This window comes from Reyranella soli (assembly GCF_007992495.1).
GTDB classification, from domain to species: Bacteria; Pseudomonadota; Alphaproteobacteria; order Reyranellales; family Reyranellaceae; genus Reyranella; species Reyranella soli.
In genome coordinates this window covers 16,396-40,028 of record NZ_BKAJ01000008.1, presented here as the reverse complement: position 1 = coordinate 40,028, position 23,633 = coordinate 16,396, and the positions used below count along the sequence as shown (strand labels likewise).

Genomic DNA, 23,633 nt, shown 5'->3' with positions numbered 1-23,633 from the left:
GGTGCGGCCGCTCCTCACCTTGTTGTTCGCACTGGCGGCCACGGCCGCCAGTGCCCAATCGTCCTACCCGCCACCCGATCCGTCGGCCGAGCAGGCTTACATCGCCGCCCGTGAACGGGCGGACGCCGAGCTGAAGGCGATAAGCGACGACCAGGCGAAGAGGGCCGCGGATGACCGCCTGCTGGGCAAGCTGCAGCCGCTCCTGCAGGCGGCGATTGGACCGATCCCCATGCCGAAAGGCTTCGACCGCGAAGTCATGACGGTTCCGGACACGCTCTGCTGCGGCGTCGGCCTGCAGATGCTCGACGGCCAGATGTTCTTCAGCGCGACCGGGCCCGGACAGGTGCTGGTGACGACCGAGGGCATCTTCCGACACTGGCTGGCGGCACACGCGCCCGGGAAAGAGGCGAAGGAGGCGCTGCAGTCGGGCGGCCTCGTGGCCACCGCGATCGCGGCCAACTGGACGATCGGGCTGTTCGGCGCCTTGCCGATCGCCACGCCGCCGGGCGCCAGCCGGGCTGTCGCCGACCTGGCGTACGGCAACCAGGGCTTCGCCTATGGGCCGCCGCCGCAGATCGTCGTCTCGGTCTTCAAAGGCGGGCGGGTCTACATCGCCTTCGTCGACCGCACGGCCACGGACCCGCCGATCGAGATCTGCGGCGCGCTGTTCGCCGGCTACGAGGCAAAGGCCAAGGCCAAGCCGGAAGACATCAAGGTGTCGAACCGCCTGCAGGAGGAAGGCCAAGCGGCATTCGAAAAGTGCTGGGCGGAACGCGCCACGAACCGTGCCTTCCCGGCCGTGACCAAAGAGGCGCAAACACTGGCGGACAGCCTTGCTGGCGGGTGACCCGTCATGAACCGGGCGATCGTCCCGGTGGCCAGCATGCTGGCCATCCAGGCGATGATCTCGGTCTGCGTGCTGGCGCTCGGTGTCATGATGCCGGCGGTCGCCAAGGATCTCGCGATCGATCCCAAGCTGGTCGGCATCTTCACCGCCATCATCTATGTCGTCGCCGCCGTCCTGGCGCTGTTCGCGGCCGGGCCGATCGTGCGCCTGGGCGCGGTGCGCGTCTGCCAGTTCGCGCTGCTGATGGCCGCGATCGGGCTCGCCTTCAATGCGCTGGCGCTGGTCGCGACGACGGTGATCGCCGTCATCTTCATCGGCGCGGCGCAAGGGCCGATCAATCCCGCCTCCGCGCACGTGCTGGCCCAGCGCGTGCCGCGCGAATGGTTCGGCATCGTGTTCTCGATCAAGCAGACCGGCGTGCCGATCGGCTTCGCCCTGGCCGGTATCATCTTCCCTTTCCTGATGGGCCATTTCGGCTGGCGCGGCGCCAGCCTGGTCGCGGCGGCCATGGCCGTCGTGGCGATCCTGGTCGTCGAGCTGCTACGCTCACGCATCGACGTCGTGGTCGCCTCCGGCCGGCCGTCGGCCGGCATCTGGCGCTCGGTGCGCTTCGTGCTGGGCCACGCTCAGTTGCGCGTGCTGGGCTGGTCGGCGCTGGTCTTCGTCATCGCCCAGCACACCTTCACCTTTTATCTCGTGACCTATCTCTACGAGCATTGCGGCCTCAGCATCGCCCGCGCCGGCCTGCTGCTGGCGCTGTCACAGCTCGCCGGCACGGCGATGCGGCTGGTGAGCGGCGCCGTCGGCGACCGCGTCCCGCGCATGCTGGTGCTGGGCTGGACCGGGCTCGGCATGACCGCGGGCTGCGTCGCCATCGGCCTCATCCAGGCCGACACCCCCTTCTGGCTGATCACGCTCGTCGTGATCGGCTACGGCTCGGTCGTCATCAGCTGGAACGGCACGTCGCAGGCGGAGTTCGCCCATCTGTCGCCGCCGGGAGAGACGGCGGCCGTGGCCGCGGTGCAAACCTCGCTCGCCTTCTCCGGCGCCGTGTTCGGTCCACCGTTGTTCGCCCTGATCGCCTCGACCGTCAGCTATCGCGCCGCCTTCTTCGCCGTCGCAGCCTGCGTGCTGGCGTCCGCCGTCTGGCAGCTTGTGGCGGCTAGGGCTCCTGCATCCCCGCCACGGTGACGATCTCGCCCCACTTCTTGGTCTCGCTCGCCTGGAAGGCCGCGAGCTCCTCCGGCGTGCCCGGGAATGGGATGCCGTAAGTCGTCTTGGTCAGCGTGAGGTAGGACTCCGACTTCATCGCCTCGCGAATCAGCGCGTTCAGCTTGTCGACGATGGGTTTCGGCGTGCCGACGGGAACGTAGGCCGCAGTCCAGGCCCACATCTCGAAGCCGGGCACGGTCGAATCGACGGTGGGAAACTGCTCCAGCCCGGGAATGGGCTTCTTGCTGGTGACGGCAATGCCTCGCGCACGGCCGTCGAGCACCGCCGGCAGCCCGGCCGTGAAATCCGAAAAGATGATGTCGATGCGGCCACCCAAAAGGTCGCCGATCGCCTGCGGCTGGGTTTTGTAAGGCACGCCCAGAACGTCGATCTTGGCCATGACGCGGAACAACTCGGCGCCGCCGCGGCTGGAACCGTTGCCGCTGCCGAAGGAGAGCTTGCCCGGCTCCTTCTTGGCGAGGGCGATGAACTCGGCCACGGTCTTCACCGGCAGCTCGTTCTTCACCATGACGATCTGCGCGCCCAAGGTCAGCCCGCAGACGGGGGCGAAGCTCTTCACCGGGTCGTAGGTCAGCGACTTGTAGACGTGCTGGTTGATCGCCTGCGTGGTCTGGGTGGTGATGAACACCGTGTAGCCGTCGGGCGCCGCAGCGGCCGCGGCCTGGGCGCCGATCTGGCCCTCGGCGCCGGGCTTGTTCTCGATCACGACCGACTGGCCGGTGAGCTTGCCCAGCTCGTTGGCGATCACGCGCGCCACGGTGTCGGTCGCGGTGCCGGGTCCGAAGGGGGCGATCACACGTATCGGCTTGGACGGGAAATCCTGCGCCGATGCCTGCCCCGTCACGGCCAATGCGCCGGCCGTCGCGATCGCGGCCCGCCTGCCGAGCACCTTCATCAAGTCCTCCCTTACGCCTTCTTCTCCGGCTCGTCGGCAACATACTGCCGTTCACCCGTGCGCGGATTGTAGAACACGTCGACCGGCTGACCAGTGTCGGGATCGATGAAGCGCTCTGCAGTTTTGACCCAGCCCGCGCCCGGCTTTTCGCGGAGCAATGGCTTGTAGATCACCCGCTCGAGCAAAGTGCCCGCGGTGATGGTGCCGCCGGCGATCAGGAGCCACAGCGGCGCGCCCGGCACGCCGAGCCCGGCCGTGGCCACGCCGGCCAGCAGCATCAGGATGCCGACGGCGAGGACGGCGCCGCGCAGCATGTCAGGTGCGGACCGGCTCGATGACTGCCGCCGTGCCATAGGCCACGATCTCGCTCATCGTCTCGCCGATCTCCGACGAATCGAAGCGCATGACCAGGATGGCGTTGGCGCCCATGGCCGTCGCATTGGCGACCATGCGGTCGGTGGCGTGGCGGCGCGCCTCCTCCAGCATCTGGGTGTATTCGTGGATCTCGCCGCCGACGATCGAGCGCAGGCCGGCGACGATGTTGCCGCCGATGCCGCGGCTGCGCACGACCACGCCGAAGACCTGGCCCAGGGTAGTTACCACCCGGTGCCCGGCGATGTTTTCGGTGGTGGCGATGATCATGAGAAGCTCCGTGCAAAGTGATTTGGTAACCGGGAAGGACTAGACTACCCGGAGCTTCAGAACAGTGACACCAGGGAGGCTTTCATGAAGCTCTATATGCACCCGGTATCCACGACCAGCCGTCCGGTGATGCAGTTCATCGCCGACAACGACATCAAGTGCGACATGGAGGTGGTCGATATCCTGAAGGGCGCGCACTACGAGCCCGCCTACAGCAAGATCAATCCCAACCACCTGATCCCGATGCTCGAGGACGGCGACTTTCGCCTGACCGAGAGTGCGGCCATCCTGCGCTACCTCGCCGAGAAGATCGATTCGCCGACCTTCCCCAAGGACCTCAAGCAGCGCGCCCGCGTGAACGAGGTCATGGACTGGTTCAACTCCAACTTCTATCGCGACTGGGGCTATGGGCTGATCTATCCGCAGCTCTTCCCGCACCTCAAGCGCGAGGATGCCAAGGTGCAAGAGGCCGTCGTGGCCTACGGCAAGGAGAAGTCGAAGATCTGGCTACAGATCCTGAACGACCACTTCATCGGGCCGAACCACAAGTACCTGGTCGGTGACCAGCTCACGGTCGCGGATTACTTCGGCGCCGCCATCACCACGGCAGGCGAGCTTGTCCATTGCGATTTCTCGGCCTATCCCAACATCAAGCGCTGGCTCGACACCTTCAAGGCCGGGCCGAACTACGCCAAGGTCTACGAGACCTTCAACGGCTTCTGCGCCTCGACCAAGGGCCAGCCCTGGCAGGCGATCACCTGATTGAGGAGAATCCCATGATCAAGGGTCTGCACCACAACGCCTATCGCTGCCGCGATTCGGAGGAGACCCGGAAGTTCTACGAGGACTTCCTCGGCCTGCCGCTGGTCAACGCCTTCAAGATCGAGACCACCCAGACCGGCCGCAAGACCGGCACTGGCGTGCTGCACTCCTTCTTCCAGCTCGACGACGGATCGTGCCTCGCCTTCTTCGAGGCGCCCGACATGCCGTTCGAGTTCAAGGAGCAGCACGACTTCGACCTGCACATCGCGCTCGAGGTGGAGCCCGATGCGCTCGACAAGATGTTCGCCAAGGGCAAGGCCGACGGCCGGGAAGTGCGCGGCGTGAGCGATCACAAGTTCATCCGCTCGATCTATTTCCGCGATCCCAACGGCTACGTCATCGAGCTGACGGCCAAGGTCCCGGGCATGGAACGCGACATGGATCCCAAGCAGAACCATGCGCGCGACATCCTGAACGGCTGGCAGGCGAGCAAGGGCAAGGCAAAGGCGGCGTAACGACAAGAACGACGGAGGAAACGATGAAGCGTGGCGTGTGGGGCGCGTTGATCGCCCTGATGAGTGCTGTCGCGTTCTCCTCGTCCTCCCTCGCCGCCGACCCTCCGCAGTTCCAGGTCGATCCGTTCTGGCCCAAGCCCCTGCCCAACAACTGGCTGCTGGGCCAGGTGGCGAGCGTCGCCGTCGGTCCCGACGATCATGTCTGGATCCTGCAGCGGCCGCGCTCGCTCACAGATGATGAAAAGGGCGCGACGCTGACGCCTCCACGCAACAAATGCTGCGCGCCGGCACCTTCCGTCATGGAATTCGATGCCGACGGCACCTTCATCCAGGGCTGGGGCTTCCCGCAGGCGACGCCGTGGGTCGCCAACGAGCACGGCATCCATGTCGACAAGGCGGGCTTCGTGTGGATCGCCGGCAACGCCGCCAACGACAGCGCGATCTTCAAGTACACCAAGGACGGCAAGCCGGTGCTGACCATCGGCAAGCTCGGGCCGACCGGCGGCAGCAACGACACAGCCCTGCTCGGCCGGCCAGCCGATATCCAGGTCGACGCAGATGCCAAGGAGGTGTTCGTCGCGGACGGCTACGGCAACCGGCGCGTCATCGTGTTCGATTCGGAGACGGGAGCCTTCAAGCGCTACTGGGGCGCCTACGGCAACAAGCCCAACGACGACAAGCAGGCCGCCTACGATCCGGCGGCGGCGCCGTCGCAGCAGTTCGCCAATCCGGTGCACTGCGCCAAGCCGTCGAGGGACGGCATGGTCTATGTCTGCGACCGCACCAACAATCGCATCCAGGTGTTCAAGAAGGACGGCACCTTCGTGACCGAGTGGTTCTACGACAAGCCTACGCTCGGCGCCGGCGCGGTCTGGGACCTGAACTTCTGGCCCGACGCCAACCAGACCTGGCTGTTCAACATCGACGGCGAGAACAACCTCTTGCGCATCCTGCAGCGCAGCGACGGCAAGGTCGTCGGCGGCTTCGGCCGCTCGGGCCGCCAGGCCGGCAACTTCCACTGGGTCCACAGCATCGCCGTCGATTCCAAGGGCAACATCTATACGGGCGAAGTCGACAACGGGAAGCGCGTGCAGAAGTTCAGGCCGGACCGGGCGCCTTAGTCTTGAAGCACGACGCCGACACCAAACAAGCTGTCATCCCGAGCGCAGCGAGGGATCTTTCGCACCAACGTGTTGAGTCGGTACTTGCGGGTGAAGATCCCGCCCCTGCCGTCCGCATGATCGGCGAGGCGACGTTCAATATCCTTCGTCACGCCGACAGACATCACGCTCCGGCTGACATTCGTCAGGATATAGACGCAGTAGACTTACATCGCCTCGACGATGGAAGGTCGGGGCGGCTTTTCTGTGGCCTTAAAGATCCCTCGCTGCGCTCGGGATGACAGCGAGGTCGGCGTCAGCTGCCGTGCGTCGCCCCCGCCGCGTCCAGCGCCTTCGCCTTGGCATCCGCCATCGGGTAGGTGCGGTGCATCATGATGCGCTGGGCGTTCAACCCGCCGCCGGCCTGGAGGGCGACGACGAACTGCCAGCCGCCGTAGGCGTCGGCCGTCAGGTCGCGGATCAGGTTGTAGACGCGCATGCGGGTCTCGGGCTCGGCGCCGGGGACGCTCTTGAGGTACTTGCGCAGGTACTTGCCGGATTCTTCGTTCCGGAGATCGGCCTCGAGCGGCACGGTGATCACCAGGCCGCCGCTGACGTCGTGCAGGTGGCGCACCATGGCGTGGTAGTTCGACGCCCAGTGGAACTTGGCGACGTTGATCGCCAGCACATTCGGATGGATCATGCCCGACGGCGTGCGCTCGTAGTGCCGGCAGGCATAGTCCAGGCTCATGCGCATCATCTCGGCGAAGCTTATGAGTTCGCTGACGGCGTTCTGCGCCACCGGATCGCGTTCCTTGCCCTGATGCTCGAGGACGAGCTGGGCGAGGCCGACATAGAGCTGCGACACCCGCACGGCATCGACCACGCCGCCGGTCCGCTCCCAAAGTCCCAGCGATTGGGCGAACAGGCTCGCAAGCTGGACTTCGCCCGCCAAAAACACGCGATCCCAGGGCACGAACACGTCGTCGAACACCACGAAACCCTCGGGGATGCTGTGGTGCGCACTCGCCGGATAGTCGAAGGCATTGAGCTCGGCCGGCGCGAAGCTGCGGTTGATGACCTTCACGCCCTTGGTATTGACCGGGATCGAGAACGACACCGCATAGTCGGTCTCGTCCTGGCGCATGCCCTTGGTCGGCATGACCACCAGCTCGTGGCACAGCGAGGCGCCGGTGATGTGCAGCTTCGCGCCGCGCACCACGATGCCGTCGTTGCGCCGTTCGACGATACGCAGATAGAGGTCGGGGTCGTCCTGCTCATGCGCCTTGCGCTTGCGGTCGCCCTTGGCGTCCGTGATGACCTCGGCCGCGCGCAGGTCGTTGTCGCGGGCGTGGCGGTACATCGCCTCGATGTTGGCCGCATACTGCGGGTTCACCTTGGCGACGGCGTCCTTGACGCTCATCAAGGCCATGTAGACGCCGCTCACCAGCCCGACGATCGAGGTGTGGTTCATCAGCTCGACGCGCTTGGCCAGATCGGCCTCGTCGCGCGGCACCTGGTAGATGCGATGGGCACGCCCGCCCTCTTCCGTCGTGAAGGCACGCAGCTCGCCATGCTTCGGATCGGCATAGTCGTAGTCGCGCGAGGCCACCTCGATCGGCACCCGGAAGCGTGGATGGGTGGTGATGTCGTCGATGCGCTCGCCGTGCCAGTAGGTGACGCGGCCGTCGCGCAGGCTCTCGACGTACGCGGCGGCAGTCTTGAGGCCCATGACGTCCTCCCTAGCCAAGGTTCCGCCGATAGAGCGCGATCAGGCGTTCCCAGTGGCGCTCGGCGGCGGGCTTGTCGTAGCACCAGCGTTGCGGGAAGGCGAAGCCGTGGTGGACGCCGGGATGGATCTCCAGCTCGCCCTTGGCGCCCGAGGCGTCGAACAGCTTCTTCAGCTCCTTGACCATGTCGGGCGGCGCGAGATCGTCGTGCTCGGCGCAGGAGATGTAGAGCTCGCCCTTGGCCTTGCCGAGCGTGAGATGCGGGCTCTCGACCGCGTCGCTGACCAGCCAGGTACCGTAGAACGAGGCCGCAGCCGCGATGCGGTCGGGATAGCGCGCGGCCGCCGCCAGCGAATACGGCCCGCTCATGCAGTAGCCGTGAGTTCCGACCGGTCCCTTCTTCGATTCCTTCTGTGAATCGGCGAAGGCGATCAGCGCGGCGACGTCGTCCATCACCGGCGGGATCGTCATCTTGGTGCGCACCGACCGCATGCGCGCCTGCTCGGCACTGCCCTTCTCCAGGACGTCAGGGCCATACTTGGTGTCCCTGCCCGCGCGGTAATAGAGGTTGGGCAGCAGCACATAGTAGCCGACCGACGCCAGCCGGCGGCTCATGTCATAGAGCTCCTCGCGGATGCCAGGCGCATCCATCAGGAACAACACCGGCAGGTACGGCCCGCCCCGTTCCGGATAGCAAACGAAGGTTTCCATCGCCCCGTCCTTGGTCGGGACATCCAGAATCTTCTCGATCATCCGACTTGTTTCCTTCCCCGTGCTTGTTGCCCATGCCAGCACCTTGCTAGAGCGGTTTGCAACTGAGCGGAGCCGCAAAGCGGCTCTGTTCAGTTGCAAACGCGCGCACGGGCGATCTCGGGCCAGAAGGCACTTTCGGTCCGGCTGTTCCAGCCGGACCGAAAGTGCTTTAGGCTTCGCTCAACAACAAAGCCCTGGGAGGGGACTTTTATGAAGCGTGCGTTTTGTGGTGCAGTATTGGCCGTCGCGGCGATGGCCGCGCCAGCGTCGGCCCAGCAACTGACGGACGACACGGTGAAGCTGGGTGTGCTCACCGACATGTCGAGCCTCTATTCCGACATCAACGGCCCCGGCGCCGTGATCGCGGTCCAGATGGCAATCGAGGATTTCGGCGGCTCGCTCAACGGCAAAAAGATCGAGATGATCCAGGCCGACGTCCAGAACAAGGCCGACGTCGCCGCCACCATCGCCGGCCGCTGGTTCGACACCGAGAAGGTCGACGTGATCCTGGGCGCTGGCGCCTCGTCCTCGTCGATCGCCACCTCGCGCGTCGCCGCAGACAAGAAGAAGATCTACATCGCCCCCGATCCGGCCTCGTCGGACATCACCGGCAAGCTCTGCAACGCCTATACGGTGCACTGGGTCTACGACACCTTCGCGTTGGCCAACGGCACCGGCTCAGCCGTGGTCAAGGCCGGCGGCGACAGCTGGTTCTTCCTCACCGCCGACTACGCCTTCGGCTACGCCCTGCAGCGCGACGTCGCCAACGTCGTCACCAAGGCGGGCGGCAAGGTGCTGGGCGAGGTCCGGCACCCGATCAACACCAACGACTTCTCGTCGTTCCTGCTGCAGGCCCAGGCCTCCAAGGCCAAGGTGATCGGGCTGGCCAACGCCGGCGGCGACACCATCAACTCGATCAAGCAGGCGTCCGAGTTCGGCATCGTCAAGGGCGGCCAGAAGCTCGCCGGCCTGCTCGTGTTTGTGTCGGACGTGCACTCGCTCGGCCTCGAGCGCGCCCAGGGTCTCAACCTCACCGAGGCCTTCTACTGGGACCTCAACGACAAGACCCGCGCCTTCTCCAAGCGCTTCGCCGCCAAGCATGGCGGCAAGATGCCGACCAGCGTGCAGGCCGGCTTCTATTCCGGCGCGCTGCAGTACCTCAATGCCGTGAAGGCGGCCGGCACCGACAACAGCGACGCCGTGATGGCCAAGCTCAAGGAGATCAAGTGGGACGACCCGGTCTTCGGCCTGAGCTACATCCGCGCCGACGGCCGCAAGATGCACGACATGTACCTGTTCGAGGTCAAGAAGCCATCGGAGTCCAAGGGTCCCTGGGACTACTACAAGCTCGTGACCAAGATGTCGGCCGAGGAGGCGTTCCGCCCGCTCGACCAGGGCGAATGCCCGATGATCAAGAAGTAAATCGAGGAGAGAGCCATGGCTGAGCAGTCGCAGATCTACGTCGGCGTCGCGGGCTACTTCGGCAAGCCCGACCACAAGGGCAAAGTCGGCGTCTTCCGCCGCGCCGCCAATGGCGGCGACTGGCACCACGTGCTGGGCGCCGTCGAGGCCTACACCGTCGTCGTGCATCCCAACGATCCCGAGACGGTGTTCGCCGGCACCAGCGACGGCGTGTGGCGCAGCACCGATCGCGGCGCCACCTTCCGCCGCACCGGCTTCCCCGACGAAAAGAAGCAGGTCTGGTGCTTCATGGTCGACAGCCGCGATCCCAAGCGCATCTTCGCCGGCGCCTCGCCGATCGACGTCTATCGCAGCGACGATGGCGGCGCGAATTGGCGCAAGCTCGCCACCCCGAAGATCGGCACGCATTGCTCGGGGCCGTTTGCTTCCCGCGTGATGCGCCTGGCGCAGAACCCCAAGAAGCCCGACGAGATCTACGCTGCGCTCGAGATCAACGGCGTGATGCGCTCGTCTGACGGTGGCGAGACCTGGCAGGATTGCAGCGCCGGGCTGATCGAGCTTTCCGAGCGGCCGCATCTCAAGAGCAAGATCGTGAGCGACACCACCGCCGAGGGCATGCTCGACGGCCATGCCGTCACGATCAACGCGGCCGACCCCGATTCGCCGATCGTGGCGCTGCGCATGGGGCTGTTCCGCACCCGCGACGGCGGCAAGAGCTGGCAGGACATGGAGGTCGGACGCTTCTCGCCCACCACCTACGGCCGCGACGTCAAGGCCTCGCCGACCGAGCCCAACACGCTCTACGCGGCGCTCTCCGTCGCCGCCGCGAGCCACGACGGCGGCCTCTATCGCAGCGCCGACGGCGGCCAGAGCTGGCAGCGCTTCGACAAGGTCCAGGTGCACGGCACGATCATGTCGATCGGCCTGCACCCCAGCGATCCCAAGCAGGTCTATATCGGCGCCCGCTACGACGGCGAGGTGTTCGGGACGCAGGACGCCGGCAAGACCTGGCAAGCGATGCCGCTGCCGGGCGAAGTGCAGCATATCTATTCTGTCGCTTGCGGCTAGGCTTGCTGTTACATTAAAGGTCCCTCGGGCTCCGCCCTCGGGATGACAGGCGGTGCGGACGACACACCCGCTGTCATCCCGAGCGTAGCGAGGGACCTTTCCTGATGAGCAAGCCAACTTCCTCTCGCAGGACGTTCCTCAAGTCCGGCGCCGCACTCGCAGGCGCCACGATGGCTGCCGACACCGCCGTCGCCCAGGCGCCCGCTCCTGCCATCACCGGCGGCAGCGAATCGAAGTTCCCCTCGGCCGACGCGCCGGGCTCGAACGACGGCGCCTACAACATCCTGTTCATCCTGACCGACCAGGAACAGTACATGGGCTACACGTGGCCCGTGTCGCTGCCCGGCCGCGAAAGGCTGCGCAACGCGGGCACCTTCTTCGAGAACCATCACATCGCGGCCGACATGTGCTCGGCCTCGCGGGCGGTGATCTACACCGGCCTGCACCAGCCTCTCAACGGCATCTTCGACAATGCCGGCGTGCCCTACCAGAAGAGCCTCGATCCCAAGCTGCCGACCATCGGCAAGATCCTGCGCAAGCTCGGCTACTACACCGCCTACAAGGGCAAGTGGCACCTGAACGGCGCCATGGCGATGGAGAACCGCGCCAACAACATCAAGGCGCTGTTCGAATCCACGATGGACAAGGACTACGGCTTCTACGACTACACCGGCTCCGGCGACTACATCGAGGGCGCGCTGGGCGGCTACCAGTACGACGCCATCACCGCAGCGCAGGCCATGCAGTGGCTCAAGGCCAACGGCCGGCCGATGGCCGACCGCCAGCAGCCCTGGTACCTCGCGGTGAACTTCGTCAATCCGCACGACGTGATGTGGGTCAACACCGACCAGCCCGGGCAGCCGGTCCAGGCCAAGGACGCCAAGCTCGGCATCGCCTTCCCGCCTGCGGATTCACTGTACCGGCAGGAATGGAACAACCTTCCGCTGCAGAACACCTGGCAGCAGGCGCTCGACGCGCCGGGTCGCGTCGCCGCGCACCGCATCTATCACGACGCCAACGGCTACCTGACAGGGCTGATCCCCAACGACGAATGGCGCGTGCGCATGCGCCAGAACTACTACTTCAACGCCATCCGCGACGTCGACCAGCAGATCGTGCAGGTACTGGACCAGCTCGATCGTCTCGGGCTCACCAGCAACACCATCATCGTCTTCACCTCCGACCACGGCGAGCTCTTAGGCTCGCACGGCGGCCTCTCCGGCAAGGGCACGACGGCCTACAGCCAGCAGAACCACGTGCCCATGATCGTCGTGCATCCCGCCTTCCCGGGCGGCCAGAGCTGCCGCGAAACGACGTCGCATATCGACTTCGTGCCCACCCTCGTCGCCATGACCGGCAAGGCGACCACGCCGGTCGCTGACGTGATGGCGCGCATGAAGGGCAAGGACCTGACCCCGCTGCTGCGCCAGCCGGTCAATCCCGAGTTCAGCCGGACGCGCGGCGGCGTGCTGTTCTGCTACAGCCAGCTCATGGTCCACGATGCCGGTTTCACCAAGTATCTGTACGAGACGTTGTTCAACAAGCAGGTCGCGAAGACAGACCAACTGAGGGCGATCGAGCTGTTTCCGATCGACTGGTCGCTGCGCGTCGCCATCCGCTCGATCACCGACGAGCGCTACCGCTTCACGCGCTACTTCCCGTTCCGCGCCTTCAACACGCCGACGACGCTCGACGACCTGCGCGCCAAGAACGACCTCGAGCTCTACGACCTGCAGGCCGATCCCGACGAGGTCGTGAACCTCGCCTACGACTTCGACGCCAACCGCGACCTGATCGCGCGCATGAACGCCAAGCTGAATGCCCTGATCGCCAACGAGATCGGCGTCGACGACGGCAGCTTCCTGCCGTTCAAGGATTTCATCGACTGGGGCAACGCCGCCAACCTCAATCTTTAGGGAAGCGCGGGCCTCCGGCCCGCGCTCCCGTCACTTCTCGACCGTCGCCGCGTCCGCGTTGCGGCCGCCCAGCATCTGGCCGACCGTCGTCGCAACCGTGCGCTCGCGGCCGGTGTCGATCTTCACCGTCGCCGTCATGCCGGCACGCAACGGCGGCTCACCGGCCTGTGGCGCCAGCCTGAGCTTCACCGGCAGGCGCTGAACCACCTTGACCCAGTTGCCCGAGGCGTTCTGCGGCGGCAGCACGGCGAACTCCGCGCCGGTCGCCGGGCTCAGGCTCTCGACCACGGCCTCCCAGGTCACGTCGGGATAGGTGTCGAGCACCACCGTGGCCTTCTGGCCGACCCGAACGTGCGTCAGCTCGGTCTCCTTGAAGTTGGCCTCGACCCACGGCCGGCTCACCACCACCAGCACGAACAGCGGCGCCGCGGCCTTGACCTGCTCGCCCTGCTGCACGCGCATGTTCACCACGACACCGTCGATCGGCGCGCGGATGGTGGTGCGCGCGAGATCGAGCGCCGCGCGCTCACGGGCCGCGGTCTTGTCGCGCACCAGGTGATGCTCGTCGGCCGACATCTGCGGATCGCCGTTCAGTGCCACCAGCACGCGCTGCAGCTTCTCGCGCACCGAGGTGACGCGGTCGGCGGCGGCCCGCGCGTCGTTCTGGGATTCCTCGCGCTTGGAGGCCGAGGTTATGCCCTTGGTCGCGAGCTCTTCCTGGCGCTGCCACTGGCGCTTGAAGTAGTCGGCGCGCGCCTCGGCGTCGGCCAGCTCGGCCATGACCTCGCGCCAGGTGCCGCGCAGCGTCTCGACCTGGTTGCGCGCCGCATCGAGCTCGGCTTCGGCGCTGTCCAGCGCGAGCTTGAAGGGTCGCGATTCGATGGTCATCAGCGGATCGCCGGCGTGGACCTCCTGATGGTCGCGCGCCAGCACGCGACGCACCTGGCCCGAGATCTCGGGCGCGATCTGCACGATATGCGCCTTCACATAGGCATTGTCGGTGCTGACGTAGCGGCCGCCCGACAGCCACCAGAACGCGCCGCCCGCGATCGCCACCAGCGGTATGACGACCAGCAGGACGAGCCGCAGCCCGGCCTGTCCGCGCCTCACGGCACGGCGCCGGCGAGGTTCTGCAGCCGGCCTTTCACTTTGGCAGTGAGCTCCGCGTACTGCTCACGCTCGGTTGCCGAGAGCGGCGACAAGGCGTCGTCGACCGTCGATTCGGCGATCGCCCACATGGCGGCATGAACCTTGCGCGCCTCGTCCGTCAGATGCAGACGATTGATGCGCCGGTCAGTTCGGTCCGGACGCCGCTCGACCCAGCCATTCCGTTCCATGCGGTCGATCATGCGGCCGGCGCTGGCGCGATCGATTTCGAGCATCTCCGCCAGCTCGGTCTGGCTGACGCCGGGACGGCGATAGACCCGCGTCAGGACCAGCCACTGGGCGCGGGTCAGCCCGATGTCGCGCACGCGCCTGTCGAAGATCGTCCGGATCAGGCGGGCCACATCGGACAGCATGTAGCCGATATAGCTGTCGTCCTCCGGGCCGGTATTGCGCATGGCGGCTTGGCTCATGATTGTTGCATAGGCTACAATAGACTTGGCTATGACTTCAAGCGCTGATGGCACGACGGCTGAAGCCGCGATCCCCAGCCCCGCCGCTCCCCCGGCGGCGCCTAGCCCGGCCGACGCCTTTTCGGTCGGCCGCCGGGTATTGATCCTGGTCATGGTGGTGATGGGCTCGACGCTCTACGCCACCACCCTGCTGATCGCCTCGACCCTGCTGCCGCAGATGCAGGGCACCATGTCGGCCACCCAGGACGAGATCGCCTGGGCGATGACCTTCAACATCCTGGCCACCGCCGTCATGACGCCGATGACGGGCTGGCTGGCCGCCCGCTTCGGCCGGCGCGAGACCATGACCTGGTCGGTGCTGCTGTTCACCGCGACGACCTTCATGTGCGGCGCGTCCAATTCGCTTGAGACGCTGATCCTGTGGCGCGTCCTGCAGGGCGCCCTGGGGGCGCCGGTAATCCCGCTGTCGCAGACCATCCTGCTCGACGCCTTCCCCAAGCGGCAGCAGGGCCTCGTGACGTCGATCTTCGGCATGGCCGTGGTCATCGGCCCGGTGATCGGCCCGACCTTGGGCGGCCTGTTGTCGGAGCTCTACAGCTGGCGCTGGGCGTTCTACATGATCGTGCCAGTCGGCCTGATCTCGTTCATCGGCCTGCGCCTCACCTTGCCGGCCGACCGTCCAACGGGACGCATTGCGCTCGACTGGACAGGGTTCCTCTCGCTTTCCGTCGCCATCGCCTGTGTGCAGCTGGTGCTGTCGCGTGGCCAGCGGCTCGACTGGTTCGACTCGGGCGAGATCCTGATCGAGACCTTCGTCGCCATCCTCGCCTTCTGGATCTTCATCGCCCACAGCCTCACGGCGCGGCGGCCGTTCCTCAATCTTGGCCTGCTGCGCGACCGCAACTACGCGCTCGGCCTCGTGCTGGTGATGATCTACGGCATGCTGAACTTCACGCCCATGGTGCTGCTGCCGCCGCTGTTGCAGCAGCATGCCGGCTTTCCCGACATGCTGATCGGCGAGATCATCGCCGCCCGCGGCGTCGGCGCTACCATCGGCTTCTTCATCGCGATCTTCGTCGGCCGCATGGATCCGCGCATCGGCCTCATCGGCGGCTTCGCCCTGCAGGTGATCTCCGGCCTGTGGCTGATGGCGCTCGACCTCAACGTCGACGCCGCCACCTTGATGGCCAACAGCCTGGTCCAAGGCATCGCCATCGGCGTCATCTGGGTGCCCCTCACCTTGGCGACCTTCGCCACCACCAGCTCGGCCAACCTGGCCGAGGGCACCGCTGTCTATCACCTGCTGCGTAACATCGGCTCGAGCTTCTTCATCTCGATCTGCGTCGCCGAGGTGGTACGCGCCTCGAGCGCCAACTACAGCCGCCTGGTCGAGATGGTGAACCCCTTCAACCGCTCGCTCCTGCTGCCCTGGGTGACCGGCGCCTGGGACACCGAGACGGTCACGGGCCTGGCCAAGCTCTCAAAGGAGATCAGCCGGCAGGCCGCGATGCTGGGCTACATCAACGCCTTCGGTCTCTATACGCTCGCCTCGGCGATGGCCATTCCGCTGATCCTTCTGGTCGGCGGCCGCTCGCGGGCGCGCTAGCCGTCGGACTAGCGGGCGGCCGCCACCCGGTCGGCGATGCGCGTCTTCACGGCCGCGATCTGTTCCGCGCTGAGTTTCTCCGCCGCCTGATCGCGCAGGTAGGCTGCCGTAGACCGCACCTGAGCGTGCTCCTTGCCAGGCGCACCGGCCGCAAGGCTGAGCCAGTAATAGGCCTCGTCGTAGTTGACGACGACATGCTGCCCGGCGAAGTACATCAGGCCCATGCTGTACTGGGCGCCCGGCACGTCCTGTTCCGCAGCCTTGCGGAACAAGCTGGCCGCCTTGGCGTGGTCCTGCTCGACGCCCTTGCCGTCACGATACAACGCCGCGAGCATATACTGGGCCGATGGCAGGCCCTGATCCGCCGCCCTGGCGCACCATTCGAACGCCTCGTCATAGTCCACCACCACACCCAGCCCACCGTAGTACAGGGTCGCAACGCCAAGCTGAGCACGGGCATGGCCGGCGGAAGCGGCTGACCGCCAATGCCGCAGGGCTGCCTCGTAGTTCTTCTTGTGGAAAGCCAGATCGCCGCCCTCGTACGGACCGGCGTGTCCGGCGATAGGATGGATCATCGCCAGCAGCAGCAATGCGGCGGCGACGCTGTTGCACCTGCGAATCATTCTTCGCAGCCTCCGGGACCCGGACATGAACCTATCGCGTGTAGAGAACACTGAAAAGTCAACGCATCGCCGATGACGCATTCTTGACCTTGCCGGGACCGCGGGCACAAGCTGTCCGTGGCTCCGGGGGACGGACATGAACCGACGGACTCTACTGGTGCTTTTCGGCGGCCTTGCAGCGTGCGGATTGGCGTCTCCCTCCCGGGCACAGGACGAGCGCCGGCAGTTCAGTCCGCAAGAGCTCGATCAGATGCTTGCCCCCATTGCCCTTTATCCCGATGCCGTGCTGGGCCAGGTGCTGATGGCGGCGAGCTATCCCCTGGAGATCGTCGAGGCGGCGCGCTGGTTGCAGGCCAATCCGGGATTGAAAGGCGACGTCGCCGTCAATGCCGTCAAGGACAAGAGTTGGGACGTCAGCGTCAAATCCCTGGTCGCCTTCCCGCCCGCGCTGATGCAGCTCAACGATCACCTCGACTGGACGCAGAATCTCGGCGACGCGATGATCGGCCAGCAGCAGGACGTGGCCGATTCCATCCAGCGCCTGCGCGCCAAGGCCGCTGACGCCGGCAACCTGCAGAGCGGGCAGCAGCAGACGGTCACCACTCAGGGCACCGGCAACGACCGCACCATCGTCATCGAGCCGACCAACCCCGACGTCGTCTACGTGCCGTCCTACAATCCGTCGTGGGCCTACGGGTCCTGGCCCTATCCCGCCAACCCACCCGTCTATTATCCGCCGGCGCCAGCCTACGGTTATGGAACGCTGCTGGCGACCGGCCTGATGTGGGGCGTGGGCCTTGCTGCGGCCGGCGCGATGTACAGCAACTGGAACTGGGCGCGCGGCGCGGGCTACGTGAACATCAACTCCAACCGCGCCGTCAACATCGACAATCGCTTCGACCGCAACCGTTACAACAACTCCGGCCGCTGGCAGCACGACGCCGGCCATCGCCGCGGCGTAGCCTATCGCGATGGCGCGACCCGTCAGCAGTTCGGCCAGCAGCGTCCCGGCGCCGAGCAGCGCCAGCAGTTCCGAGGCCAGGCAGCCAACCGGCCCAACGTCGGTCAGGGCGGCCAACGGCCCAATATCGGCCAAGGCGGTCAGCGGCCGAATGTCGGACAAGGCGGCCAGCGACCCAACGTCGGACAAGGCGGGCAACGGCCGAACGTCGGCCAGGGTCAGCGCCAGCAGCTGCAGAACCGCGGCGGCGGCGGACGCCCATCAGGCCTGAGTGGCGTCAATCGCGGCCAACAGGTCAACCGCGAGGCAGCACGCGGACGCGCCCAGCAGAGCCGCGCCGGGGCACATCGTGGCGGCGGTGGAGCCCGTGGTGGCGGCGGCGGCGCACGGGCTGGCGGCGGAGCACGCGGTGGAGGCCGGCGATGAAAATCCTTGTACGGATCCTGTTCCTGGTCGCGCTGGTCATCGGCGCGGGCTCGGTCCTGGCGCAGCCAGCGAAGCAGAAGCACTTCGCGACGGCCGAAGAAGCGGCAACCGCCCTCACCGAAGCCATCCGCAAGGACGACGACAAGGCAGTGCAGGCGATCCTCGGCACAGGCTGGCGCGATATCATACCGGGCACCACCGGCCATGAGGATGACTTGCGCGAGCGCTACCTCGAGGCGTGGGACAAGAACCACAAGATCATCCCGGACGGTGGCGAGCGGGCATACGTCGAAGCCGGCACCACCGGATGGCGCAGCCCATTGCCGCTGATCAAGGATGCTGCGGGGTGGTATTTCGACGTCGAGGCCGGCCGCAAGGAGATCATCGCCCGCGAGATCGGCCGCAACGAGTACACGGTCATCCAGACGCTGCTCGCGATCGTCGACGCCCAGCGCGAGTACGTGTCGCTCAATCCGATGAAGGATCGCGCGCCGACCTATGCGCGCCGCCTGCTGAGCTCGCCCGGCAAGATGGACGGCCTGTACTGGGAGGCCAAGCCCGGAGAGCCTGAGAGCCCGATCGGCGAACTGGTGGCCAAGGCCCAGCCCGGCGACGCCGAGGGCCAGGGCTATTGGGGCTATCGCTTCCGCATGCTGTACGCCCAGGGACCGTCGGCGCCGGGCGGCGCCTACTCCTACCTAGTCAACAATCGCATGATCGCGGGCTTCGCGGTGATCGCCTGGCCGGTGACCTATGGCGAGACCGGCGTCATGACCTTCATGGTGAGCCAGTCGGGCGACGTCTACGAACGGGACTTCGGCCCCGACACCGCGACCGCGGTCGCCAACGTCAACGCCTTCAATCCCGACGACGACTGGGACAAAGCCGACATGACGCCGCCGCCCGACGAGCCGAAGTAATGGACCATTGGTCGAGGTCGTTCGTTCTCGTTCCCGTGACCGCCAAGCCCTGGAAACGTGCGTGCAGTCGTCCACGGCAAACTGCTAGGATTTTCTTCGAGGGAACGCTGCGCAGCGACGAGGCGAAGAGATGAACAAGACGTCCAGAAGGCTTCTCATCCTGGGTGGACTGGCCACCAGTTCGCTGGCACATGCGCAGCCGTCAGGATCCCCGTTCGTGGGGCGTTGGAAAGGCAACGTGCGCGGCTTGGGCGAAGCCGAGATCCTGGTGACTGCGGTGCGGGCGAATGGACAGGTCGACGGCACGATGACGTTCCCGGAGCAGGCCAAGACCTTCAAGTTCGGCGACAAGCTCGACATCGTGAACAGCATCAACCACGGCGTTGTCCAGGGATCGGTGTTGACGATCGAGACCGCCCTGGGCGGCACCTATCGGCTGAACGCGGCCAGCGGCCGGCTGACCGGAGAATACACCCGGGGGACCACGATGAACGTGCCCGTCACCTTCGAAAAGGCGATGTGACACCCTCCTCGGGCCGATCAAAGAGCAAGCGTGACATGCACGACGCCGCGATCCCGCCGGGTCGTCATGGCGAGACCGCATCGCTCGAAGACTTTCAGCATCGGCATGTTCTCGGGCAGCACTTCGGCGACGAATTCCTTGAGCGCGGCGGCGCGTGCGATCCTGATCAGATGGGCGATGAGATGGGTGGCGATCCCACGCTTCTGATGCGGGTCATCGATCGCAAACGCGACCTCTGCGCAACCGGGCCGACAAACGACATACCTTGACCCGCCCACGATCACCGGTCGCCCACCCTCGGCAAGCACGGCGACGAGTGCGACATGACTCTCGAAGTCGACGTTGAGGAAGAAGTCGATCTCGCGCTCACTGAAGTTCCGTTTCGGGGCAAAGAACCGGCGGTGAAGCGCCTCGTTGCTGAAACGTCCGATCGACTCGAGCATCGCCGCGCGATCGTCGGGCCGCAACGCCCGGACTTCCAGAGATGCGCCGTCGCGTAGGCGTTCCGTGGCGGCGTACGTCGCGGCATCCATGGTTTACGTCCTCCGTCACGTGATCAGGACGGTTGCGACTGGTCGCCCCTACCAGAAGCCGCAGTCGGCTCTGCAAGGCGTCCTTTAACCTTACACGTCCCTGACGCGCCACCATTGACCAAGGTCAATCCCGACCCAACGCATATCCAGACCTCCATGGCCGGCAAAGCTGGACGACACCATCAAAAGCGGCTAGCTCCATGGCGCTCCCCTGGGGAAACGGGAGTGGGAGTGGGAAAAACAGCCGTTCTTCTTGCCGCGCTGCTCGCGGTCCTGGCCGGGCCTGTCTGCGCGCGTGATCCGAATGTACCGCCGTCCCAGGCGGCGTTTCGTGCTGCCCTGACGAAGTTCTACAAGAAGTGTGAAAAGGAGACTGAAACGGCACGCTTCGGCGACTTGCAGCATGCCCGGTCGGAAGCGTTCGCACAGTCCCTCGGCCAGGGCCTGTCGTTCGAGGGATGGCTGCTCGAGCTCAGGGGCATCGAACCCACGCCGCGCGGCGGCTACTTCGTACGCTTCGTCGATCCCGTGATGGCCGATTTCCGGAACGTTCGCCCGACTTACTGGAACGGCGGTCCCGGGAAGATCGGCCGGGAGACGGCAATCCTGCCGAACTCCGACCTGCACGATATCGTCAGGGACATGAGACCGGGTCTGAAAGCCGTCGTCTCCGGGCGCTTCTTCCCCGCCGAGGACGGCCGACCGCTGTTCGAATCGTCGAAGGTCACCTTCAAGGCCAACGAAGCCGAGAAGGCCAAGTTCCGGATGCCCTACTTCTCGGTGCAGTTCATCAAGATCGAGCCGAGATGACGGAGGTCCGCTCGACCGACGATGTGAGCGAGGCGGTGGCGCGGCTGGAGCACGAGCCGCTGCGCAACATCGTTCTGTTGAAGCACATCGAGGCGTTCCGCGATCACGTCTCGGTGGCGCAGCTATCGACCGGGCGGAATACCGCGACACTGGTCCTGCTGGACACGAGCGCGAGCGCCTACGACCGGGAAACCTATCCGGAAGCCGCCTTTGCCGCTCTCATATCGAGCGACGATCCGGGCCTGACGCGCAGGCTGATCGGCTCTCTGCCCCGCCAACGCCATATCGTCTTCAAGCTCGCCAACGACGCCGACCGGGACGTCGTCGCCGAGCAGTTCCCGCTCAGGCGGGCGACGAGCTTTTTGTCCTTCACCGCCGGCGAGCCGGCCGACTTCAGCGCCGACGAGAAAGTATCCATCACGAATTCAGCGCCGGACACCATGCTGGACTTGTTCGAATCGCAAGGACACTCGAGGGAATGGCTATGCCCTCTCCTGTCGTCCGGCCACGCTTTCACCTGTGTCCTGGAAGAGAATCGGGAGCCGCGCTCGGTGTGCCTGGCGTTCCAGAACCATCGGCAGATCTGGGAAGTCGGCGGCGTCGTCACGCCAGCGCAGCATCGCGGCCAGGGCCTGGCCTCGCGAGTCGTTCGCAGTTCGCTCGCAGAGCTGCAGCGGCGGAGGCTCGTGCCGAGGTACCAGGTGAACGAGGACAACCTCCCGTCCATTCGACTGGCGACGTCGGTCGGATTGCGCCAGTTCCTGCGGCTCACCCACTTTCGCACCTGGTGACGTCACGAGCCGGCGATCACCTGGCGGGTGTAACGCGCGATCATGCTCTCTTCGTCCGTTGGAATGATCCAGGCGGAAACGGCAGAGCGATCGGTGCTGATGCGGGTCTCGCCGCGTCGGTTGCGCTCCTCGTCGATCTCCAGGCCAAGCCATCGGCATCCGGCCGCGACCTCGGCGCGGGTCCGCGGGTCGTTCTCGCCGATGCCGGCCGAGAAGACGATGCCGTCGACCCCGCCCAGCGCCGCCGCCAGCGAACCGATCTCGCGGACGATGCGGTAGACGAAAAGAGCGATCGCCTCGCGCGCCTCGGCGGCCGAAGACTGTCGCAGCGCCCGCATGTCCGACGAAATGCCCGACACGCCGAGCAACCCCGATTGTCGGTAAAGCAGGTCCTCGATGGCATGCGCATCCATGCCGTGCCGCTCCATGAGGTAGAGCAGCACGCCCGGATCGAGGGCGCCGGTGCGTGTGCCCATCATCAGGCCGTCGACGGCCGTGAAGCCCATGGTGCTGGCCACGCTCTTGCCATCGCGGACCGCGCACAGGCTGGCCCCGTTTCCGAGATGAGCAACGATCAGGCGGGAGCGCGCCAGCGCCGGCATCGCCTCGCCCAGTTGCGTCAGGATAAAATCGTAGGAAAGACCATGGAAGCCGTACCGCCGCACGCCCTCGGCGGTGAGCTTGCGCGGCAGGCCGAACTCCTGCGCCAGCGCCGGCTGGCTGCGATGGAAGGCCGTATCGAAACAGGCGACCTGAGGGATGTGCGGCACTGCCCGGGCAATGGCCTCGATCGGCGCCAGATTGTGCGGCTGGTGCAGCGGCGCCAGCGGTACCAGTTCGGCGAGCGCTTTCAGCACGCCGGCGTCAACACGTGTCGGCGCCGCGAAGGCCGTGCCGCCATGGACGACGCGATGGCCGAAGGCCAGCACCGGCCGGCCGGCCAGCAGCTTGCGGCCGAGCTCGAGGATGGCGTCGGTCGCCGCGTGATGGTCGAGGGCGCCGGCATCCCACCGCTGCTCGGCCACCGACTTGCCGTCGGCATCCGTCGCCTTGAGATGCGGTGCGACGCCGATGCCCTCGACCTGGCCATGAAACAGCAATGGCCCGTCGCGTTCGGCCTCGTAGACGGCGAACTTGATGCTCGACGACCCGGCATTGAGGACGGCGATGCAGCCCTGCTGTGGCATCGGTCGAACCGTCACGCCCTGATGTTCGCGCCGCCGTAGACGAACACCGTGCCGCCGGTGATGCGCCGCGCGAACGGCGTGGCGAGATAGGCGCAGGCCCAGCCCACATCCATGATGTCGACGAGTTCGCCCAGCGGCGCCTTCTCGACCGCCTCGTTGAGCAGCAGCTCGAAATCCTTGAGCCCCGACGCCGCCCGCGTCTTGAGCGGTCCGGGCGAGATCGCATGGACGCGGATGCCCTTGCCGCCGAGCTCATAGGCGAGATAGCGGCAGGCCGCTTCCAGCGCCGCCTTCACCGGCCCCATGACGTTGTAGTTCGGCACCACCCGGGTCGCCCCGTAGTAGCTCATGGCGAACATGGTGCCGCCGTCCTTCATCAGCGGCGCCGCGAGCTTCGCCATGCGGATGAAGGAATGGCACGAGACGTCCATCGCCTTGGCGAAGCCCTCGGCCGAGCAGTCGAGAAGCCCGCCGCGCAAATCCTCCATCGGCGCGAACGCAATCGAGTGCACCAGGATGTCGAGCTTGCCCCATTGCCGCGTGATGGTTTCGAACACGCTCTCGAGCTGCCCGGGCGTGGTGACGTTGAGCTCGGCGGTGATGGGTGCCCCGAGATCGCGCGCCAGCGGCTCGACATGAGGCCGCGCCTTCTCGTTCAGCCAGGTCACGGCGAGATCGGCGCCGGCCTCGCGAAAGGCCTTGGCGCAGCCGTACGCGATCGAATGGTCGTTGGCGATGCCCACGACCAGGGCCTTCTGGCCGGCGAGAACAGGTCGGATTTCGGTCATGTCTC

General features: G+C 66.1%; 26 protein-coding genes. 14 read left to right on the top strand and 12 right to left on the bottom strand.

The window, feature by feature from the left end; genetic code table 11:
* Nucleotide 1: 1 nt before the first annotated feature.
* Complete coding sequence (locus tag RSO01_RS02720; RefSeq protein WP_147145959.1) at nt 2-847, top strand: hypothetical protein; 846 nt, start codon at nt 2-4, stop codon at nt 845-847.
* A 6-nt stretch (nt 848-853) separates the two neighbouring features.
* Entirely contained in the window at nt 854-2,038 is a 1,185-nt protein-coding gene (locus RSO01_RS02715) for an MFS transporter (protein WP_147145958.1), read from the top strand.
* Here RSO01_RS02715 and RSO01_RS02710 read toward each other — a convergent pair.
* The 3 genes from RSO01_RS02710 to RSO01_RS02700 are packed head-to-tail and all read right to left on the bottom strand — an operon-like array spanning nt 2,010 to nt 3,617.
* Nucleotides 2,010-2,975, bottom strand: a complete 966-nt coding sequence (locus RSO01_RS02710; RefSeq protein ID WP_147145956.1) for a Bug family tripartite tricarboxylate transporter substrate binding protein — start codon at nt 2,973-2,975, stop codon at nt 2,010-2,012. The genes RSO01_RS02715 and RSO01_RS02710 overlap by 29 nt on opposite strands.
* An 11-nt stretch (nt 2,976-2,986) precedes the next feature.
* A complete protein-coding gene (locus tag RSO01_RS02705) occupies nt 2,987-3,289 on the bottom strand; it encodes a hypothetical protein (RefSeq protein ID WP_147145954.1) in 303 nt (100 codons plus the stop codon).
* Nucleotide 3,290: 1 nt separating this feature from the next.
* Nucleotides 3,291-3,617 carry a heavy metal-binding domain-containing protein gene (locus tag RSO01_RS02700; protein WP_147145952.1) on the bottom strand — a complete coding sequence of 109 codons (327 nt, stop codon included), beginning with the start codon at nt 3,615-3,617 and terminating at the stop codon, nt 3,291-3,293.
* A gap of 84 nt (nt 3,618-3,701) precedes the next feature.
* Between RSO01_RS02700 and RSO01_RS02695 the strand changes: the two genes are divergently transcribed.
* From RSO01_RS02695 to RSO01_RS02685, 3 genes are read left to right on the top strand one after another with little or no spacing between them, the layout of a single operon-like run.
* The gene (locus RSO01_RS02695) at nt 3,702-4,379 is read left to right on the top strand and encodes a glutathione S-transferase family protein (protein ID WP_147145950.1); all 678 of its coding nucleotides are present in this window, start codon (nt 3,702-3,704) and stop codon (nt 4,377-4,379) included.
* A gap of 14 nt (nt 4,380-4,393) precedes the next feature.
* Nucleotides 4,394-4,894, top strand: a complete 501-nt coding sequence (locus RSO01_RS02690; protein ID WP_147145948.1) for a VOC family protein — start codon at nt 4,394-4,396, stop codon at nt 4,892-4,894.
* A gap of 23 nt (nt 4,895-4,917) precedes the next feature.
* Complete coding sequence (locus RSO01_RS02685) at nt 4,918-6,015, top strand: NHL repeat-containing protein (protein ID WP_147145946.1); 1,098 nt, start codon at nt 4,918-4,920, stop codon at nt 6,013-6,015.
* On the opposite strand, the gene RSO01_RS49815 is transcribed toward RSO01_RS02685, so the two are convergent.
* From RSO01_RS49815 to RSO01_RS02670, 3 genes are all read right to left on the bottom strand, one after another.
* Nucleotides 6,012-6,206 carry a GIY-YIG nuclease family protein gene (locus RSO01_RS49815; protein ID WP_373867864.1) on the bottom strand — a complete coding sequence of 65 codons (195 nt, stop codon included), beginning with the start codon at nt 6,204-6,206 and terminating at the stop codon, nt 6,012-6,014. The two genes, RSO01_RS02685 and RSO01_RS49815, sit on opposite strands and share 4 nt — an antisense overlap.
* 104 nt (nt 6,207-6,310) lie before the next feature.
* Complete coding sequence (locus RSO01_RS02675; protein WP_147145942.1) at nt 6,311-7,726, bottom strand: 4-hydroxyphenylacetate 3-hydroxylase N-terminal domain-containing protein; 1,416 nt, start codon at nt 7,724-7,726, stop codon at nt 6,311-6,313.
* Between the two features lie 10 nt (nt 7,727-7,736).
* The gene (locus tag RSO01_RS02670) at nt 7,737-8,477 is read right to left on the bottom strand and encodes a dienelactone hydrolase family protein (protein WP_147145940.1); all 741 of its coding nucleotides are present in this window, start codon (nt 8,475-8,477) and stop codon (nt 7,737-7,739) included.
* Between the two features lie 210 nt (nt 8,478-8,687).
* On the opposite strand from RSO01_RS02670, the gene RSO01_RS02665 reads away from it, so the two are divergent.
* The 3 genes from RSO01_RS02665 (at nt 8,688) to RSO01_RS02655 (ending at nt 12,883) form a co-directional block, all read left to right on the top strand.
* Nucleotides 8,688-9,899 (top strand): ABC transporter substrate-binding protein, encoded by a 1,212-nt coding sequence (locus tag RSO01_RS02665; RefSeq protein ID WP_147145938.1) that lies wholly within the window; start codon nt 8,688-8,690, stop codon nt 9,897-9,899.
* A gap of 15 nt (nt 9,900-9,914) precedes the next feature.
* A complete protein-coding gene (locus RSO01_RS02660) occupies nt 9,915-10,967 on the top strand; it encodes a WD40/YVTN/BNR-like repeat-containing protein (RefSeq protein ID WP_147145936.1) in 1,053 nt (350 codons plus the stop codon).
* 104 nt (nt 10,968-11,071) lie between these two features.
* Nucleotides 11,072-12,883 (top strand): sulfatase-like hydrolase/transferase, encoded by a 1,812-nt coding sequence (locus tag RSO01_RS02655; protein WP_147145934.1) that lies wholly within the window; start codon nt 11,072-11,074, stop codon nt 12,881-12,883.
* A 30-nt stretch (nt 12,884-12,913) separates the two neighbouring features.
* Here the strand turns inward: RSO01_RS02655 and RSO01_RS02650 are convergent, their stop codons facing one another.
* Nucleotides 12,914-13,993 carry an HlyD family secretion protein gene (locus tag RSO01_RS02650; protein WP_147145933.1) on the bottom strand — a complete coding sequence of 360 codons (1,080 nt, stop codon included), beginning with the start codon at nt 13,991-13,993 and terminating at the stop codon, nt 12,914-12,916.
* On the bottom strand, nt 13,990-14,460 hold the full coding sequence (locus RSO01_RS02645; protein ID WP_170302808.1) for a MarR family winged helix-turn-helix transcriptional regulator: 471 nt from the start codon (nt 14,458-14,460) through the stop codon (nt 13,990-13,992). Before RSO01_RS02645 ends, RSO01_RS02650 begins: the two co-directional genes overlap by 4 nt.
* A gap of 31 nt (nt 14,461-14,491) precedes the next feature.
* On the opposite strand from RSO01_RS02645, the gene RSO01_RS02640 reads away from it, so the two are divergent.
* On the top strand, nt 14,492-16,066 hold the full coding sequence (locus tag RSO01_RS02640) for a DHA2 family efflux MFS transporter permease subunit (protein ID WP_147145929.1): 1,575 nt from the start codon (nt 14,492-14,494) through the stop codon (nt 16,064-16,066).
* Between the two features lie 8 nt (nt 16,067-16,074).
* Here RSO01_RS02640 and RSO01_RS02635 read toward each other — a convergent pair whose 3' ends face one another.
* Nucleotides 16,075-16,656, bottom strand: coding sequence for a tetratricopeptide repeat protein (locus tag RSO01_RS02635; protein ID WP_170302807.1), 582 nt, complete (start codon nt 16,654-16,656; stop codon nt 16,075-16,077).
* Between the two features lie 169 nt (nt 16,657-16,825).
* Between RSO01_RS02635 and RSO01_RS47075 the strand changes: the two genes are divergently transcribed.
* The 3 genes from RSO01_RS47075 (at nt 16,826) to RSO01_RS02620 (ending at nt 19,519) form a co-directional block, all read left to right on the top strand.
* The gene (locus tag RSO01_RS47075) at nt 16,826-18,076 is read left to right on the top strand and encodes a DUF3300 domain-containing protein (protein ID WP_281291401.1); all 1,251 of its coding nucleotides are present in this window, start codon (nt 16,826-16,828) and stop codon (nt 18,074-18,076) included.
* Nucleotides 18,073-18,996, top strand: coding sequence for a DUF2950 domain-containing protein (locus RSO01_RS02625; RefSeq protein WP_147145923.1), 924 nt, complete (start codon nt 18,073-18,075; stop codon nt 18,994-18,996). Before RSO01_RS47075 ends, RSO01_RS02625 begins: the two co-directional genes overlap by 4 nt.
* A 217-nt stretch (nt 18,997-19,213) precedes the next feature.
* Entirely contained in the window at nt 19,214-19,519 is a 306-nt protein-coding gene (locus RSO01_RS02620; protein WP_147145920.1) for a hypothetical protein, read from the top strand.
* A 17-nt stretch (nt 19,520-19,536) separates the two neighbouring features.
* Here RSO01_RS02620 and RSO01_RS02615 read toward each other — a convergent pair whose 3' ends face one another.
* Nucleotides 19,537-20,052: a GNAT family N-acetyltransferase gene (locus RSO01_RS02615; RefSeq protein WP_147145918.1), complete on the bottom strand. Its 516-nt coding sequence runs from the start codon at nt 20,050-20,052 to the stop codon at nt 19,537-19,539.
* Nucleotides 20,053-20,166: 114 nt separating this feature from the next.
* Between RSO01_RS02615 and RSO01_RS47070 the strand changes: the two genes are divergently transcribed.
* On the top strand, nt 20,167-20,862 hold the full coding sequence (locus RSO01_RS47070; protein WP_170302805.1) for a hypothetical protein: 696 nt from the start codon (nt 20,167-20,169) through the stop codon (nt 20,860-20,862).
* A 23-nt stretch (nt 20,863-20,885) separates the two neighbouring features.
* Nucleotides 20,886-21,653, top strand: coding sequence for a GNAT family N-acetyltransferase (locus tag RSO01_RS02610; protein WP_170302804.1), 768 nt, complete (start codon nt 20,886-20,888; stop codon nt 21,651-21,653).
* A 2-nt stretch (nt 21,654-21,655) separates the two neighbouring features.
* Here the strand turns inward: RSO01_RS02610 and RSO01_RS02605 are convergent, their stop codons facing one another.
* Both RSO01_RS02605 and fabI read right to left on the bottom strand, forming a co-directional pair.
* On the bottom strand, nt 21,656-22,855 hold the full coding sequence (locus RSO01_RS02605; RefSeq protein WP_308933080.1) for an acetate/propionate family kinase: 1,200 nt from the start codon (nt 22,853-22,855) through the stop codon (nt 21,656-21,658).
* On the bottom strand, nt 22,852-23,628 hold the full coding sequence (gene fabI / locus RSO01_RS02600) for an enoyl-ACP reductase FabI (protein WP_147145912.1): 777 nt from the start codon (nt 23,626-23,628) through the stop codon (nt 22,852-22,854). The genes RSO01_RS02605 and fabI overlap by 4 nt, the downstream gene beginning before the upstream one ends.
* Between the last annotated feature and the right edge of the window lie 5 nt (nt 23,629-23,633).